Genomic DNA, 15,560 nt, shown 5'->3' with positions numbered 1-15,560 from the left:
TTCCCTAAAGTGCAGTGAGAATCTCCACACCATCTTCAGTCACAGCAATCGTATGTTCAAACTGTGCTGAAAGTTTGCGATCGCGCGTCACCGCTGTCCACTTATCGCTGAGAACTTCAACTTCCCAAGTACCTTCGTTAATCATTGGCTCAATTGTAAATACCATCCCTGCTCTCAGCTTTTTACCTTTGCCACGTGTACCATAGTGGGGAATATCTGGCGCAGTGTGAAATACGTTACTAATGCCATGTCCGACAAAATCACGCACTACAGAAAAGCCTTGTGCTTCTGCATACTCTTGAATGGCTGCACCAATATCGCCAATGCGCGCACCTGGTTTGACTTCCGCAATTCCTCGCAGCAGACATTCCTCTGTCACTTCTACCAATTTTTTCGTCTTTGGTGCAGGATTACCTACTAAGAATGTCTTCGATGTATCGCCGTGGTAACCATCAACAATTGGCGTAACATCAATGTTAATAATGTCACCATCCCGGAGAATTTGTTTAACATTGGGAATGCCGTGACAAATCACCTCATTCACACTTGTACAAATAGATTTGGGAAAGCCTTTGTAACCTAAAGGTGCGCTTTTGGCTCCATGTGCTTGTGTCCAGCGTTCGGCTTCATCATTAAGTTCTTGAGTACTCACCCCAGGCTTCACCATTGGTTCGAGATGCTGTAAAAGCTGGGCTGCTAAACGTCCCGCCTTCCGCATCTTTTCGATTTCACGTTGAGATAAAATAACGATTGTTTCGGTTCTCATAGAGTTTAGTTAATGTCTTAAATATCTTTGATAAATATAGTTAAGCCTGTATCCGCAGCTCGTCTGGCAGCTTCAGCAACCTTTAAGGTGTATAAGCTCTGTTCTGGAGTGACATATAAAGGCGTGCCATCAAGAATATGATCTAACACCATAGTAGTGTCTTTAGCAAATAAACCCCGACGGGTTCCAACTTCTATGGGTGTTGTTTCCCCTGCTTGCACAAACAATCCTTTTTCGCCTTCAAAAATTAATCCGCCTTGTTCACCATGAACTTCAAATTTGCGTTCTTGTTGCCACAGGGTTTCGCCTTTACCATAAACTACTTGCGCTAATAATCCACTAGTAAAGCACAATTGTGCAATGCAAAAACAGGTTTGAAAATAGTCTGTTTCTGTTTGCCAAAAGCGTTGATGGCAATTCACTGAAAAGACTTCACCAAATAAATCTGTGAGGCGATGTAATCGCGAAAGCGCACCCATTAGCGGAAAACCGAAAAACTCATGGTTATAAGTCCATTTGCGGGGTGCTGGATGCAGTGGAGTAACTGTGCTGTAGCGAACATAAAAGATATGCCCCACTTTCTCTATGTGTTGCCGTAAAGCTTGATGCAGTCCACCTAAAATTTCAATATGTTCAACGTGTAATACTTTGTTGTTGGCTTTGGCTAAAGCGATAATTTCCTGAGCTTCTACGACATCCAAAGCTAAGGGATATTCTACAATCACGTGTTTGCCATGAGTGAGGGCAGCACGAGCGATCGTTCCATGATCTCGGTTAATGGTGGAAATAATAACCAAATCGATATCGTCTCTTTCTACTAGCTGTTCCCAAGAACTCACAGCTTCAGCCTGGTATTGTTGCGCGAAGGCTTCCGTATTTGCTAATTCATTGCCCGCGATCGCCACTAAATGCGATCGCGCATCATGCAACAAAGCCTCACTGCGAAACTTTGCCGCATACCCTGTACCAACCAGCCCTACCCGCACTTTTGCTGTTTTTGAAGATGCCTCGGAATTGTACATGACAGTTACTAGTTCTGTTTGTAGTTTTTCTGTATGGGTAAAGCCAGTACTGAGCAGTGAGTCCTGAGTCCTGAGTGCAGAAAAAGTACTCAAACTCATGTAATTAGTGAAGTAGCCCAAAAGACGGGTTTTCCGTTATTGGGAACTACTGAACCCCAGGATAAAAGTAAACTTCCTTGTGGGCGGTATTCTAACTCAGCACTCTTCAAAGTTATTCCGCCTATAAAGCTAATTACATACAGAGATTTTAGACGGCGCAAATAACGATACCATATCCTGCGGGTTGGACGTAAAGCAAGGTTTTGTAGAAGTCCTGAAAAAACCGAGTATCTCCACGTCAAACAATTTTAGATTTTGCGGAAAGTCTGAGCGGAGGAAACCTCCGCTCAGACTTTCCAAGAGAGGATTTTGGATTAACGGGCAACAGGGAATGTCTGTGGCGTGGGACTCAAACCCAAAGGTGGGGCGAGGGAAAAGGGAAAGGGGGGCTTATACCATCAAGGAACGATTGTCAGCTTTTGCACAACCCAGCATAAGGGACTTTCAAATAAAAAAATATCCCAGTATTTATTGTGGGGTGGACATCTTGTCCGCCCAGTTTATGTGGCGGGCAAGATGCCCGCCCCACAAGATGGAATAATTTATTCCTTGGAAATACCTAACAATCTGTCTTTCCCATGCCCAATGCCCAATGCCCAATGCCCAATGCCCAATGCCCCATGCCCAATGCCCCGCCATCAAATCATTGATCTTTGTTGAGAGTAACGATAACTTTTTCTAATAACAGCCTTAATAAGGGATTAAATATATAAGCAAAACTTATTAGGATTAAATAACTAAATTTCATTACTAATCGCGGACAAATTCCAGTTACATCCTTTTCTTTTTCTCGTAGTATCAGAATTGAAGCAAATTTTAAATGCGGCTAATCCCATAAGAGCAGCCGTGGGCTTTGCCTACCTTTGCTTTAGGATAACTTATACTGCCGTTTGCAAAAAGAGAGGATTACTGAAATGGCGACTTACAAAGTAACATTAGTCAGCGAAGCTGAAGGCATTAACACAACAATTGACGTTGATAGCGATACTTATATTCTAGACGCTGCTGAAGAAGCTGGTCTTGACCTACCCTATTCTTGCCGCGCTGGTGCTTGCTCTACCTGTGCAGGTAAACTCGTAAAAGGTACTATTGACCAAGGCGATCAGTCTTTCTTAGATGACGATCAAATTGAAGCTGGATATGTTCTGACCTGTGTCGCTTATCCAACGTCTGATTGCACCATCGAAACTCACAAAGAAGAAGAACTGTACTAAGAATTAGCCGCCTGAATCACAAATCTGTTAAAAGGTTGATTTAATTCCCGCATTCATCTAGTGCTGCAATCAAACGCGCAGCCTCTAGATGAATACTCAGGCGGTAAAAGTTGCAGAGACGCGATTAATCGCGTCTCTACTCAACAACAGTTTTACGGTTTAATTTCATCGCTGAGAAGTTTGACTTGCGTTCCCGGATAATAGAATTGCAGAATTTTTTGGTTTGACCAACCTAACTTAGCTAGGTTTTGCGCGCCAGTCTGACTCAAGCCAACTCCATGTCCAAATCCTCCACCCACAAAGGCGTATCCCCACAGTTCTGGTTTGCCTTTGTTGAGGGGTTGTAAATAAAATAGCGTGCTAATAGGAGCAGCAAAGGCGCTACGTACTTCGTCTTTATGTAAAGTGAAGACACCAATGTCTGATTTGATGGCTAAATCGAGAATGCGTCCGCTAGCAGAACGCTTGACTACAGACATGGCTTGAATACTTTTCAATTTACTGTAGGGGCTTTTCTTCACTCGCAAAAATTTCTGCAAGTCCTTAGTAATATCTTCTATGCTGCTTTCTTTGCGCCAACGAAATAGATCCCACTCGCTTTCATTAAATCCTTTTTCAAGAGTAATAAATTTCTGAAAGTTATTTTCATCTGCTAAATTCTGTTTAGATAAATCCCAGATATTCAAAGAAGCATCAACTACTGGCTTGAGATAAGGACGATCATCCCCATTCCAAATATCGCTAAAAGAAGCAGTCACGCCGCCTGTAGTGGAGGAATAGAGAGCATCTACTAGCTGGTTTTGATAAGTTAACACCATACCCCTAGTAGCTGCGATCGCTTTATCCGTATTGGGTGCTACGCCATTTAACCCATAATAAACTTGGCAGTGCGTATCAGCACATAATTCGTAGTCATCAACCGCAAATCTACGTAAATTCCTTAAAACATAAGTACGAGCTAGAATCGCTTGTGCTTCCAAAGATGCCTTTGGTGCATTGGCACCAATTTCATTAGGGACAACACCCCGCAAATATGTTTCTAATGGTACTAGATTAACCAGAGTATACGTACCATAAGCGTTAGGCTGTAAGTTCATCTCACCAGCATAAAGCCGAGCCTGATCAGGATTTTCAGTTTTATTTACCCGAATTAAATTTTTATCAGTGCTAATTTTTACATTATTCCGGCTGTAGCGGTTGCCATTGATTACCCAACTCACTAACGGCGTTTTTTGGGAAACTTTGGTATCCAGGTATATCAGATTATTCTGATCGGAAGCTTGCAAGCTCTGCAATAGCAACCTTCTTAGTAAGGGAGTATTGTAAACATCTCGTTTTGCCCAAACTTGCCAGCGTTCCGGCTGGGCAATTTCTACCTCTATTCCCTGTTCGCGCCATTTTTGAGCGCTATCTTCAGCCGTTTCAAAGGTACGGAAGGTGCCTAAAACTAATACCTCATCAACTGCTGCTTGGGGTAAAGCTTGCATTGCTATTTCTAGCTTGACAGGGTTTTGGGTAACTAAAGTTTGCTCCCGGTTACCTGTCTTAAATCTCAGCTTTAAGCGATCGCCTTTACTTGGTTCTAATTGCAGCTTGGCTGTGGGTTGCTCTCCAAACCTTTGCACAATCCCAATTTTTAATACTACATCCTTGCTTCTACTCTCAGAGCCAGATGCCGCAGTTAGCCCTAATAGGCAAAACCCTATTAGTAGAGTCCGGGGGAAATGCCAGTACAAAATCTTATGAGAAAGCTGATTATCCCTCGCTGTGCGGCGTTGGGGCAGGTTTGCTCGTTGCTTTGTAACGAATTGGTTTTGTCGCATGATTGCTCCAATGATACCATTACCGGTTTTGCCCCAAAGGTTGCAAAACGAAGTCATAACGACTATGATTTATATATAGTCACAGAAGGGAATTAGCTAGACAAACCCTTATGGTTAAAATCCAAGAAATTCCACTCAACCAGATAAAGCGGCCGTTGCCCCGGAGAAACGATCCGCAGAAAGTACAAGCCTTAATGGAATCGATTGCTGCGATCGGACAACAAGAACCTATTGATGTCCTTGAAGTAGAAGGACTCTATTATGGCTTTTCAGGTTGCCATAGGTATGAAGCTTGCCAGCGTCTAGGTAAAGAAACAATCTTAGCTAGAGTCCGTAAAGCTCCCCGTAGCGTTCTCAAGATGCACTTAGCATGATTCAATGTCAATGGGTAATCAAAAAAAGCAGCAAGAGACAACAGACAACTAAATTTAATAACCGATTAGGAGAAAATTATGCCATCTAAACCAGAAACTCTAAATATTGGTATTGATGATGCTAGTAGAGCTAAAATCGCTGAGGGATTGTCTCGGCTGTTGGCTGATACCTACACCCTGTATCTCAAAACGCATAATTTCCATTGGAATGTAACTGGGCCAATGTTCCAAACCTTGCACTTAATGTTTGAGACCCAGTATACAGAATTAGCCCTAGCAGTGGATTTAATTGCCGAACGCATCAGAGCACTTGGCTACCCCGCACCTGGAACATACAGTGAATATGTAAAACTTAGTTCAATTCCTGAAACTCCTGGAGTTCCTAAAGCTACAGAAATGATTCGCCTCTTAGTAGAAGGACAAGAATCCGTAGTCAGAACTGCGCGTTCTGTCTTTCCTGTAGTCGATGAAGTCAATGACGAACCTACCGCCGATTTGCTAACGCAACGGATGCAAGTACATGAGAAGACAGCTTGGATGCTGAGAAGTTTGTTGGAAGAATAGGGACTGGGGACTGGGGACTGGGGACTGGGGACTGGGGACTGGGGATTGGGGACTGGGGATGAGGGACATGAGGAAGAACTTTCTATTACCAATTACCAATTACCAATTACCAATTACCAATTACCCAACACCAAACACCTAATACCAAATGCCAAATAATAATTTCACCCATTTGTTGCAGGATTTAATGCAACAAGTGGGTATTTCCAGTTTTAAAGAGCTGAGTCGTACTGCTGGTGTGTCAGAGCGCCAAATTTTGCGACTGCGTCAGGGAAAGGTAAAGCAGATGCGAGTAGATATACTGCTTAAATTGTCGCAAGCACTACAAATTACATTAAATGATTTAGTAAATAGTTTTTCAGTTTCAAGCGAGCAAGAAGAAAATTCAAGTAACTCAGGACTCAGGAATCATAACTCAGCACTGAGAACTGATGAGCAAAATTTATTACAGGAAATTGATAATTTAAAAAGAGAATATGAGCGATCGCAACTAGCGTTAGCACAACAGCGAGAGTTATTGCAGCAAGAGTTTCAGCAGACGAGTATACAAATCTTAGAACCTTTATTATTGCAATGGCCCACAGCAGCACAGAGAGCAAAGGAGAATCAGCAGCTAGCAGCTATTAAAGTTGTACCATTGGTGCAAAAGCCATTAGAAAAATTATTACAACTTTGGGGAATAGAAGCGATCGCATCTGTAGATGAAGAAGTACCTTACGATCCTCAATGGCACCAACTGAAAAAAGGAAGTTCACAACCTGGAGAACTAGTTAAAGTTTGTAACATTGGTTACCGACAAGGCAACAAACTATTATATCGAGCTCAAGTCAACCCTATTGAGGAATAAAAATCACTGTAATTTTATATAGCAAGAGAAAAGCCTTAAAATCTTGTATCTCCGTGCATTATAGGCAAACGGTTAACAATAGGTTAACTTAATTTTTACTTGAGTATATTTTTCTTTAACTGTATGAAACTAGATTATTTGATAGAGAATCAAGCAAGTAGATCTATAAAATTTCAGATAACCTCTGAAATAAATTGCTAATTTTGGGAAAGATAAAATATAGAAGCAATCTACCCTTGACCCCGGCTGCTAAGATTTGGGGGTGTTGTATGCAGCTTATGACGAGTAGTTATTGATTTGTTGATAATTTGTAGTTATAGATTCAGATTTTACTGATAGCCATCATTGATAATTGATGGTCATTAATCAGTCTTAAAGGTTATGAAATGACTTAGAATTATATAATAATATACAATAACAAACGCTTTTCTTTACAAAAATCAAGGATAAAAATATCATGCTTAAACCAGGTGTAGAAGTGGTTAAACTTAGTGGTGTTATTAATTCAGCGACATCTCAAGATTTACGTCAAAGTCTTAATCAATTAATAGAAAAGGGTGCAAAAACGATATTAGTTGATTTTCAAGATGTCACATTTATGGATAGTTCTGGTTTAGGCACTTTAGTATTAGCTTTTAAAACATTGAGAGCCTCAGATAGCAAGCTGGCTATTTGCTCGCTTAATGAGCAAGTAAGAATATTATTTGAATTGACAAGTATGGATCAAGTGTTTGAAATATTTCCTAATCAGGCTGAATTTCATCAAACTTTACTGGCTAAAAATTAATCAAAGTTAACTTCAATAATAGATAAATCATCCTCAAAAGATTCTTGGGAATGCAAAGCCATGAGGTAATTTAATAATTCCTCAAGAGGAGATTCAACATTATTGCGTAAGCTAATAATGAGCTGAATAAATGCGTCTAAACTCCAAAGTTTCCCATCTGGTTTAGTAATTTCGTAAGCACCATCACTAAAAATATAAAGATTACTGTAGGCTTCAACATTACAAAACCCATCAATATATTTCGCCTCGGGAAACATTCCAATTGGCATACCAGGGGTTCTCAAAAGTTGAACTTCAGTATTCTTAACAGATTTGCCAGATACTAATATTGCTGGTGGATGTCCAGCAGTTGCATAAATTAACTGTCGCTTAACTTTGTTGTATACTCCATACCAAATAGTAAAGTATTTATCGTTTTGCTCATTAATTTGGAAAGTCTCATTGAGGGCTTTTAGTACACAGCTTGGTTGATAGTAATTCAGGTTACCAAGAGCGCGCGATCGCAGCAAATTGAGTACAGAAATTGAGGGGAGGGTGGCTTTGAGTCCATGTCCGGCTGTATCTAATAGATAAATTGCTAAAGACTCGGAATCAAGCCAGTAGTAATCAAAACAATCGCCGCCGAGTTGTCGTGAGGGAATAAAACGGGAATTAATAGTTAGTGGTTCCGTTAGCGGTAGCGGTAGAAGCGATCGCACATATTCTGCTGCTTCTGCCAATTCTGCTTCTAGCAGCTGCTTTTGAGTTTGCAAATCGCGACTCAATATATGTAATCTTAATCCGGCTCTTACCCTGGCTAGTAACTCATATTGCTCAATAGGTTTAGAGATAAAATCATCGGCTCCAGCATCCAAACCCTTGACGCGATCGGCAACTGAATCTAGAGAAGTTAAGAGAATAAAAAAGATAGTAGATAGCTTGGGATCTGTTTTAATTCGATGACATACTTCTAAACCATTCAACCCAGGCATAATCCAATCACAAATAATTAATGCCGGATGAAAAGTTAGTATTTTGGCAATTCCTTCCTCACCATTACTAGCAGTGACTACCTCATACCCTTGCTTTTGTAACATTCTTTTGAGGAAGGTTACTATTGAATAGTCATCGTCAATTACTAGTATTTTAAACATAAAAAAGCAAGAAGCACTAGTTAGTAATTGCTATAGCAATTATGTATGGTTGCTAAAATCACTTGCGGAGAAAGGTAATAAGCAAAAAGGACATAGAGTTGATTTCAAAAATTAAATATGAGTTGTATATAATTCCTGAATAATTTTTGTAATCAGGAACTGGGAAAAGGGTAATGGTGGATTCAATCCTTTTCCCCTTTTCCCTTTCCCCCTTAACCTAACTGTATTGACTCAAACCCCTAACAGCAATCAATAATTCATGAAGTTAGGGTTCATTCTCTTTTAACAGCCATAAAAAATTATGGCGGCGAAAGCGGATTTAGCCACAAAAGCATAGCATTTTTGAGTTGATTCAAATCACGGTATGCTTCTTGCTTAAACCATTGTCCCAGAGCATCCAAAGGTGTGAAAGATGCTCCTGTTTGCCATTTCAAATCTTGGCCTAAAGGTGTAGTATGAGTTCCTGGCAAGGTTTGTACCGTTACCATCTCCGCAAAGCGTTCTTGTAATATTTTGCTTAATGCTGCTGATTGGTCAAGGGTGTCATTGCTAAATTTTATCAGTAAGTTGCGACGCACATTGTAGCGTTCTTGCACCAGCTTATTTGTTTCTAGGGGAGTGGGGGTAAACTCAATTGCTAAAGCAGAATTTAATTGTTCCACTAAAGGAATCGCATCTTTCGCAGCGTAATTATTAAAGGATATGAGAATGTTACCTGCACGTTCTGCGCCCAGAACACTACCAATTAATAAGTGGAGTTTGCAACCCATACTGTGTCCAATTCCATAAATAGGAAGATACAGCTTGCGTAAAGAAGAAGAATCGCGGAGACGTTCTAAGGCTCGCTCAAAGTTGAGCAGTACAGAATTTGCGATCGCAATATGATCTAAAGTATTAACAAAAGGTGTAGCAATGACAACATACCCTTTTTCTGCTAGTTGTTCTAGTACCCAACGGTAAGTTAAATGAGGTGCAGTAGCGACAAATGCACCTCCGAGGAAATGGATGATACCGATGGGATTGAGGGGGACGAGTACCCAGTTACCTTGAATTTCTTTCCAGTCCATGCCGATAGGCGATCGCTTACTTAACACATCTTTATGTTAAAACGGGAATCGCCGCTATGGTGCGTTTGGGTAAAAAAGCTGGGGACTGGGGAACTCGGGGCCCCCTCTGGGGATAAGGGGTAATGGGGATTGGGGACTGGGGACTGGGGACTGGGAAAAAGCAGAGGAGCAGGGAGCAGGGAGCAGGGGGAAAAATAACAAACACCAATTACCGATTACCAATTACCAAATGACAAATGACAAATGACAAATGACAAACCTTATTAACCTTCCGACTGATTTTGTAACCTTTTCATTTCGTGTTGCACATCTAAAGCAATTTGCAAAGCTTCATTGAGTAATCTTCCATGTTCAGTAGCTTGTTCGGTTACTTGCATTGCTGTTAAAGTGGCTAAATTATTCACAAAAAGCTCGCTATTTTTGAGAATAAAATTTTTATTTTCTCTCAAAACCTTTTCTGTTTTGAGCGCACGTACTAAATCGGTTCTGGTAAGTTTTAAAGCTTCAATCACTCTGTGCCTTTGATGAATGGTTACCTCTGGATTACCAGCATCTTCGATTTGGTCATTAATATCTATAGCTTTAATAATGGCATTGTATCTATCAACATCATTTAAGAGAATCCGCAAAGAATTTGTCATATTTGCTTTGAGGAACTTAGCTCGTCTTTTCCACACAAGATATAAAACTAATTGTGTCACTCCCCCAGCCCAGAAACCCAAGACAATAAACACTAACCAAGAAGGTGCAGTCAGCCATAGGTCAAATAATCTAATAATAAAATCGAATATTAGATAGCAACCAACCAAAATAGAAAAACTAATAAAAACTACAGTTGCGCCTTCAGTGCCTTTAATTTTTTCTATAACTTGCTTGGCAAAGCGTCCCAGAGGATTAATGATATTTATGAGTTCATCTTTAACAGGCAGATTAGTCAGGTTTTGTAGATCTCTCGGACTAATCTCCAACCCTTGTAAATCATCCCGCACAGCTTTCCCCACCTCACCAGAATAGTTATTTAGTACAATATAGCAAGCTAATTTCTAGAATGCTAATTATTAAAGCATTTGGTTAACCAATATCAGAAATATCTGGGTATCAAACTAGTAACACCTTGTAGTCAAATATCGCGGCTTATGCATATTTAAAATTGTAGCTTTATTTACGCAAACTTATACTAGTAATTGATTTTTGTACAATAAGATACTCTTTTTTTCAGATAATTTGGTTAAAGTTTAATAGTATTTGGTAAACCAGCTTCTTCAGTTGCCACCAAGAATAGTGCTCAGTGTTGTGATTACTTCAACGTCCAAGCATTTGCAATAATAGTGAGTATTTTTCCCGCAAATCTATTCCTATGTAGCTGTTCTTTACCATTGTAACTAGCGGATTGCCGAGGAGCAATGCTTAGTTCTAAATAAACCTTTTTATTGATAGAGGTTGAAGATACATAAATTTGATTTTTTAACGGGGATAGGGCAAAGCTAGCTTTTCAGCTATCACAAATTAATAAACTCAAAATTATTTTTTAGGTATTGTCGAGAGACTCCAGTAATTGCCCAGAAAATTTAATATGAAAATATTTTTATAAGATTTATGAATTAATAATTTGATGCATTGCTTAAGAAAAACAGTAAAAAAAGTATTGCTCGAGATAATCAACTGATTAATTTTTAGCTAAACTTCCAGACAATATCTGAGCGGATATAGACCATAAGTATAATTATTAATGCGATATCACAACTTTTCAATATTCTTTTGGGAAGAAAATAACTACACTTAATGGTAGTGGCAATTTAGTTCATTTGCAGCGCGAACTAATATTGATTTTAGTGAATAAGCTAATAATTGATTGTATTTACAAGATAAGATAATATTTATTAACCTAGCTGAGTATTTACATATATCCAGCACAAAATTAGATTAAAAGTGATGCATTTGCAGAAAATACGCGATCGCACTCTACAATTTTTGAGGTTACCATGATGGAGATAGACGTTGCATCTGGCAGCTTGTGTTTGTCTGTGGTCATAGTATGGATGCGCGTCATGGGAAAACTCAAAAAAAGGCTAGTACCGCAAGGCGGAATTCAAAATTCAAAATTCAAAATTCAAAATTAAGATAGAGTAAGCTTTTTGTTGATTTTGAATGGTTTGCGTAACTATCACCATTGCAGAAAGATCACAAAACTAACTAAAAAAGGTTAAAAGCCCAAAAAATTGGCATTTTGATGGTTGACTGACTTAGTAGCGATACAAGTCTGGGGCTTCTTGCTCAATAGGAGCTGCCTAAGGTGGTACTTATGTCAAGATTAAGGTGAGGACTTAGACAAGTCATACTATGTTAGGAAATTTACTAGACGGACGCTATCAAGTCCTCCAAGTTCTCGGAGGAGGAGGATTCGGTCAAACTTATATTGCACAAGACACTCATCGGCCAGGTTCACCCAGGTGCGTTGTCAAACATTTGAAACCTTTTACCCAAAATCCTGAATTCCTCACCACCGCTAGACGTTTATTTACCAGCGAAGCAGAAACCCTGGAAAAACTGGGTTATCATGACCAAATACCTCGGCTTTTAGCTTACTTTGAAGAAAATCAAGAGTTCTTTTTGGTGCAAGAATTCATTGAAGGATATTCTTTGAAAGCAGAACTGCTACCAGGTAGACGTTGGACAGAAGAGCAAGTTGTTCAACTTCTGCAACAAATCTTGAGTATCTTAGATTTTGTTCATGGGCATCAAGTTATTCATCGAGATATCAAGCCGGATAATATTATCAGACGGCAAACTGATTCTAAGTTAGTATTAATTGACTTTGGCGCAGTTAAGCAAATTCAAACTCAATTACGAACAGCAATTACAGGACATGTAGAAACTACAATTGCCATTGGTACCCCTGGATATATGGCTACAGAACAGGGACAAGGTAAACCCCGTCCTAATAGTGATATTTATTCTTTGGGAATTATTGGTATCCAAGCTTTGACTGGGTTACATCCGAGACAACTTCAGGAAGATCCCAATACAGGAGAAATTCTTTGGGAAAATCAAGCTAACGTCAGCCCTGGTTTAGCTGCCGTGTTATCTAAGATGGTGTTATACCATTTTAAAGAACGCTATCAATCTGCTGCCGAAGTTTTAGAGGCGTTACGCAATCTCGAGATTAATAGTGATACAGAAATCGAAAATCAATTCACGCAACCGCCATTATCAGCGATTCAGCTACCGCAGATTTTATCATCACAAAATACATTTGAGCAGCCCACAGCTTCAGTTCTGACTCCTGAACAACAGAAGCATTTAGAAGATATGCTGTTAGAACTTGTCGGGCCTCTCGCACCAACTTTATTAAGGAAAATCGCTGCATCTGCAAATAGCTACCAAGAGGTAATAGATAATTTGACCCAGCATCTTGCTGGACAACAGAAAACTGAATTTGAAGAGAAGTCTCGATTAATTCTGAGAGAAACTACTAATAAATCGCAATCTCAGCCGAAGAATGCACCTCAAACCACCACCCCAACCATTAGCGATAGTTTTGTCCGCAAATGCGAGCAAGAATTAGTAAATTTAATTGGCCCAATGGGTGCTTTTCTTGTGCAAAAAGCGATAAAATCTTCGCCAAATATTACACCTTTAGAACTGGTAAATCTTTTATCTGCACAAATTCCCGATCGCCAAAAATCGTTGGAATTTCAACAGCGTTTATTTTGTTGATGTTGAGTAATTTACTTGGTTACTGACCTTGCTGATTCAGCATATCCATAGCAATTTTTAAACTATATTTCATGCGGTTAAAAGCTGCTGCTAATCCACCAATTTCATCTTTATAATCTTCATTAAAATTAGATTCCATGTCACCTGTACTCACTTTTTGAGCGATTCTTTCTATTCTTCTAATGCGCTCAATTACAGTTTTTTTGATTAAAAAGTTAATGAGCACAATTACCACAGCAAAGATAACAATTAACAGCCCCATCAGCAAAACCCAAGTTTTTTGAGCATTATTAAAAACCTCTTCTGAAGGGACGGAAATAATTTGAGCAGCTACAATCTCATTCAGTTTCCAGTTAAAGCCATTAGTCGAACCATAAGTAGCCAATTGGCTTTTAGGAGCTTGATCGGGAGTAGAATGGCATCGCAGACAAGTCTGTTGTGTTACAGCTAAAGGCCGTGCAATATAAAATACTGTTCCTTCAGGGAACTCTCGAAAATCTGAAATTTCTTGTAGTTTAGGATTGTTTCGGAATCGCTCCACAATTTGAGCTTCAAAAGGATCAGCTTTATCGCGTAAATTAGTAGGGTTCAGAGTCGCTTCTTTATAAAGAAAATTTTTATATTCTTCATTCTTACGCAAATTTTCAAATACTTCCGTTGCTGAGAAAGCTGGAATTGTTTCTGAGATAAATACTGGTTCAGTCTCCAGGCGAGGCGCTAGTAAGGGATTAACACGATCCTGTGTGTATTTTCTCACTGAACTCATGGTTTTAATGAGAATTAGTGCCTTATCAGTAACTTCATTCTGCGCTCTCCTCTGCAGTACACTTGATAATGCAGTACCACTGACTACAATGCTAATGATAAAAACGATAATCAACAGCAAATTAAACTTAGTACCGATTTTTAAGTTTTTAATTTTGTCAAGCATAATTATTGTTTCTATACAAAATTTTACAGATTAGCACCTAAAGATAACGCCGCTAATTCTTACTTCTAAATTTACTTATAACTGGTTTAGAGCAGATACTTCAAAAGTAAACAAATATTAATTTACAGTACTCTATGGCTAGATTTAGAGAAATTTAGCCAAAAATCAAAATACTTCTTGATAAACAAAATTAGTAATGTCTCGTAAATTATATCGGCGAATTTTTCTGTTAGAAATGCTGTTTTTGGCAGTAAAAGGATGTCAATCAAAACAGCAGCCTTCTGGTTCATTAACAGTAGGTAGTATTAGCTACGGTGGCGGTGAAGAAATAATTAACCAATTCGCGAAATTTAATCGCTACTTAGCTGAAAAAACCAAATCACACGTGAAGCTAGAGCCTGCTTTTAATGAGAATAAAGCTATTGAGCGCTTGGAATCCCGTGCATGGTCTTTAGTATTTGCACCACCAGGGTTAGCAGCAATTGCGATCGCGCGTTATCAATACTTGCCATTATTTCCTTTAGTAGGTGTGAGTAATTTGCGCTCGATTTTTGTGGTTCGCAAAGATAGCCCCATCACGGACTTGAAACAGCTACAAGGTCAAACAGTAGCTTTAGGTCAGCAGGGTTCAGCCACAGGATATTATTTCCCCCTATTTAATCTTTATGGATTGATACTGGCTGAGGTAGTTTCTGCACCTACTCCCAAAACCGTTATGGAATGGGTCGCTATAGGTAAGGCTACAGCTGGTGCGCTGTCAATTGCGGAATTTAATCTCTATAAATCACAATTACAACAAACTGAATTTCGCGTACTCTACACAGACCCGCACTATGTACCACCGGGTGTAGTTTTGATTGGCCCCAATGTGGAACGCAACCGCCAAGAGTTTATCCGCAAAGCCATGAGCGAGTTTCCTTCAGTATTAGCGCAAGAAGTTGGATATGTACCCAATGGGAAAATCCCAGATTACCAGTACATGATTTCTGTAGTTGAACGAGTGAAATTGATTACTCCCCAACTCCAAAACAAACCTGTACGGCTAATTATTAGTTAGTTTGTCATTGGTTAAGAGTCAAGGGTCAAAGGTCAAAGGTCAAGGGTCAAGGGTCAAGGGTCAAAAGTTATTTATCTCCAATTCCCAATCCCCAATCCCCATTACCCATTACCCATTACCCATTACCCATTACCCATTACCCATTACCCAATCCCCAGT

The 15,560-nt window shown here is 39.5% G+C and carries 14 protein-coding genes; 7 read left to right on the top strand and 7 right to left on the bottom strand.

Features of this window, described 5'->3' with window-relative positions; genetic code table 11:
* Positions 1 to 4: 4 nt before the first annotated feature.
* Together map and AACU25_RS14180 are read right to left on the bottom strand one after the other, a co-directional pair.
* Positions 5 to 766 carry a type I methionyl aminopeptidase gene (gene map, locus AACU25_RS14185; RefSeq protein WP_096576602.1) on the bottom strand — a complete coding sequence of 254 codons (762 nt, stop codon included), beginning with the start codon at positions 764 to 766 and terminating at the stop codon, positions 5 to 7.
* Between the two features lie 17 nt (positions 767 to 783).
* Positions 784 to 1,788: a Gfo/Idh/MocA family oxidoreductase gene (locus AACU25_RS14180; protein ID WP_096583746.1), complete on the bottom strand. Its 1,005-nt coding sequence runs from the start codon at positions 1,786 to 1,788 to the stop codon at positions 784 to 786.
* Positions 1,789 to 2,801: 1,013 nt separating this feature from the next.
* On the opposite strand from AACU25_RS14180, the gene AACU25_RS14175 reads away from it, so the two are divergent.
* Positions 2,802 to 3,101, top strand: a complete 300-nt coding sequence (locus AACU25_RS14175; protein ID WP_096576600.1) for a ferredoxin — start codon at positions 2,802 to 2,804, stop codon at positions 3,099 to 3,101.
* 152 nt (positions 3,102 to 3,253) lie between these two features.
* Here the strand turns inward: AACU25_RS14175 and AACU25_RS14170 are convergent, their stop codons facing one another.
* Positions 3,254 to 4,924: a SpoIID/LytB domain-containing protein gene (locus AACU25_RS14170; RefSeq protein WP_096576598.1), complete on the bottom strand. Its 1,671-nt coding sequence runs from the start codon at positions 4,922 to 4,924 to the stop codon at positions 3,254 to 3,256.
* 110 nt (positions 4,925 to 5,034) lie between these two features.
* Here AACU25_RS14170 and AACU25_RS14165 point away from each other — a divergent pair, with 110 nt between their 5' ends.
* The 4 genes from AACU25_RS14165 (at position 5,035) to AACU25_RS14150 (ending at position 7,496) form a co-directional block, all read left to right on the top strand.
* Positions 5,035 to 5,298, top strand: a complete 264-nt coding sequence (locus AACU25_RS14165; protein WP_096576596.1) for a ParB N-terminal domain-containing protein — start codon at positions 5,035 to 5,037, stop codon at positions 5,296 to 5,298.
* A gap of 78 nt (positions 5,299 to 5,376) precedes the next feature.
* Entirely contained in the window at positions 5,377 to 5,862 is a 486-nt protein-coding gene (locus tag AACU25_RS14160; protein ID WP_096576594.1) for a Dps family protein, read from the top strand.
* Between the two features lie 148 nt (positions 5,863 to 6,010).
* Complete coding sequence (gene grpE, locus AACU25_RS14155; RefSeq protein ID WP_096576592.1) at positions 6,011 to 6,709, top strand: nucleotide exchange factor GrpE; 699 nt, start codon at positions 6,011 to 6,013, stop codon at positions 6,707 to 6,709.
* 457 nt (positions 6,710 to 7,166) lie between these two features.
* Positions 7,167 to 7,496, top strand: a complete 330-nt coding sequence (locus AACU25_RS14150; RefSeq protein ID WP_081584031.1) for an STAS domain-containing protein — start codon at positions 7,167 to 7,169, stop codon at positions 7,494 to 7,496.
* Here the strand turns inward: AACU25_RS14150 and AACU25_RS14145 are convergent.
* The 3 genes from AACU25_RS14145 to AACU25_RS14135 form a co-directional block, all read right to left on the bottom strand.
* Positions 7,493 to 8,629, bottom strand: a complete 1,137-nt coding sequence (locus AACU25_RS14145; RefSeq protein ID WP_096576590.1) for a SpoIIE family protein phosphatase — start codon at positions 8,627 to 8,629, stop codon at positions 7,493 to 7,495. The two genes, AACU25_RS14150 and AACU25_RS14145, sit on opposite strands and share 4 nt — an antisense overlap.
* Positions 8,630 to 8,928: 299 nt before the next feature.
* Positions 8,929 to 9,696: a DUF1350 family protein gene (locus AACU25_RS14140; RefSeq protein ID WP_096576588.1), complete on the bottom strand. Its 768-nt coding sequence runs from the start codon at positions 9,694 to 9,696 to the stop codon at positions 8,929 to 8,931.
* A 263-nt stretch (positions 9,697 to 9,959) separates the two neighbouring features.
* Complete coding sequence (locus AACU25_RS14135) at positions 9,960 to 10,685, bottom strand: hypothetical protein (protein WP_321206734.1); 726 nt, start codon at positions 10,683 to 10,685, stop codon at positions 9,960 to 9,962.
* A gap of 1,351 nt (positions 10,686 to 12,036) precedes the next feature.
* On the opposite strand from AACU25_RS14135, the gene AACU25_RS14130 reads away from it, so the two are divergent.
* On the top strand, positions 12,037 to 13,413 hold the full coding sequence (locus AACU25_RS14130; RefSeq protein ID WP_096576584.1) for a serine/threonine-protein kinase: 1,377 nt from the start codon (positions 12,037 to 12,039) through the stop codon (positions 13,411 to 13,413).
* Between the two features lie 19 nt (positions 13,414 to 13,432).
* Here AACU25_RS14130 and AACU25_RS14125 read toward each other — a convergent pair whose 3' ends face one another.
* Positions 13,433 to 14,344, bottom strand: a complete 912-nt coding sequence (locus AACU25_RS14125; protein WP_096576582.1) for a c-type heme family protein — start codon at positions 14,342 to 14,344, stop codon at positions 13,433 to 13,435.
* A gap of 196 nt (positions 14,345 to 14,540) precedes the next feature.
* Here AACU25_RS14125 and AACU25_RS14120 point away from each other — a divergent pair, with 196 nt between their 5' ends.
* The gene (locus tag AACU25_RS14120; RefSeq protein ID WP_096576580.1) at positions 14,541 to 15,401 is read left to right on the top strand and encodes a phosphate/phosphite/phosphonate ABC transporter substrate-binding protein; all 861 of its coding nucleotides are present in this window, start codon (positions 14,541 to 14,543) and stop codon (positions 15,399 to 15,401) included.
* Positions 15,402 to 15,560: the final 159 nt, after the last annotated feature.

The organism is Tolypothrix tenuis PCC 7101 (assembly GCF_963874875.1).
GTDB classification, from domain to species: Bacteria; Cyanobacteriota; Cyanobacteriia; order Cyanobacteriales; family Nostocaceae; genus Aulosira; species Aulosira tenue.
Note: the sequence above shows the minus strand (reverse complement) of the source record. Positions and strands in the feature narration are given on the sequence as shown.

Excerpts from the sequence above, each read along its gene's own strand:
- map (WP_096576602.1), bottom strand. The coding sequence starts at position 766 with ATGAGAACCGAAACAATCGTTATTTTATCTCAACGTGAAATCGAAAAG.
- AACU25_RS14180 (WP_096583746.1), bottom strand. The coding sequence starts at position 1,788 with ATGTACAATTCCGAGGCATCTTCAAAAACAGCAAAAGTGCGGGTAGGG.
- AACU25_RS14175 (WP_096576600.1), top strand. The coding sequence starts at position 2,802 with ATGGCGACTTACAAAGTAACATTAGTCAGCGAAGCTGAAGGCATTAAC.
- AACU25_RS14170 (WP_096576598.1), bottom strand. The coding sequence starts at position 4,924 with ATGCGACAAAACCAATTCGTTACAAAGCAACGAGCAAACCTGCCCCAA.
- AACU25_RS14165 (WP_096576596.1), top strand. The coding sequence starts at position 5,035 with ATGGTTAAAATCCAAGAAATTCCACTCAACCAGATAAAGCGGCCGTTG.
- AACU25_RS14160 (WP_096576594.1), top strand. The coding sequence starts at position 5,377 with ATGCCATCTAAACCAGAAACTCTAAATATTGGTATTGATGATGCTAGT.
- grpE (WP_096576592.1), top strand. The coding sequence starts at position 6,011 with ATGCCAAATAATAATTTCACCCATTTGTTGCAGGATTTAATGCAACAA.
- AACU25_RS14150 (WP_081584031.1), top strand. The coding sequence starts at position 7,167 with ATGCTTAAACCAGGTGTAGAAGTGGTTAAACTTAGTGGTGTTATTAAT.
- AACU25_RS14145 (WP_096576590.1), bottom strand. The coding sequence starts at position 8,629 with ATGTTTAAAATACTAGTAATTGACGATGACTATTCAATAGTAACCTTC.
- AACU25_RS14140 (WP_096576588.1), bottom strand. The coding sequence starts at position 9,696 with ATGGACTGGAAAGAAATTCAAGGTAACTGGGTACTCGTCCCCCTCAAT.
- AACU25_RS14130 (WP_096576584.1), top strand. The coding sequence starts at position 12,037 with ATGTTAGGAAATTTACTAGACGGACGCTATCAAGTCCTCCAAGTTCTC.
- AACU25_RS14125 (WP_096576582.1), bottom strand. The coding sequence starts at position 14,344 with ATGCTTGACAAAATTAAAAACTTAAAAATCGGTACTAAGTTTAATTTG.
- AACU25_RS14120 (WP_096576580.1), top strand. The coding sequence starts at position 14,541 with ATGTCTCGTAAATTATATCGGCGAATTTTTCTGTTAGAAATGCTGTTT.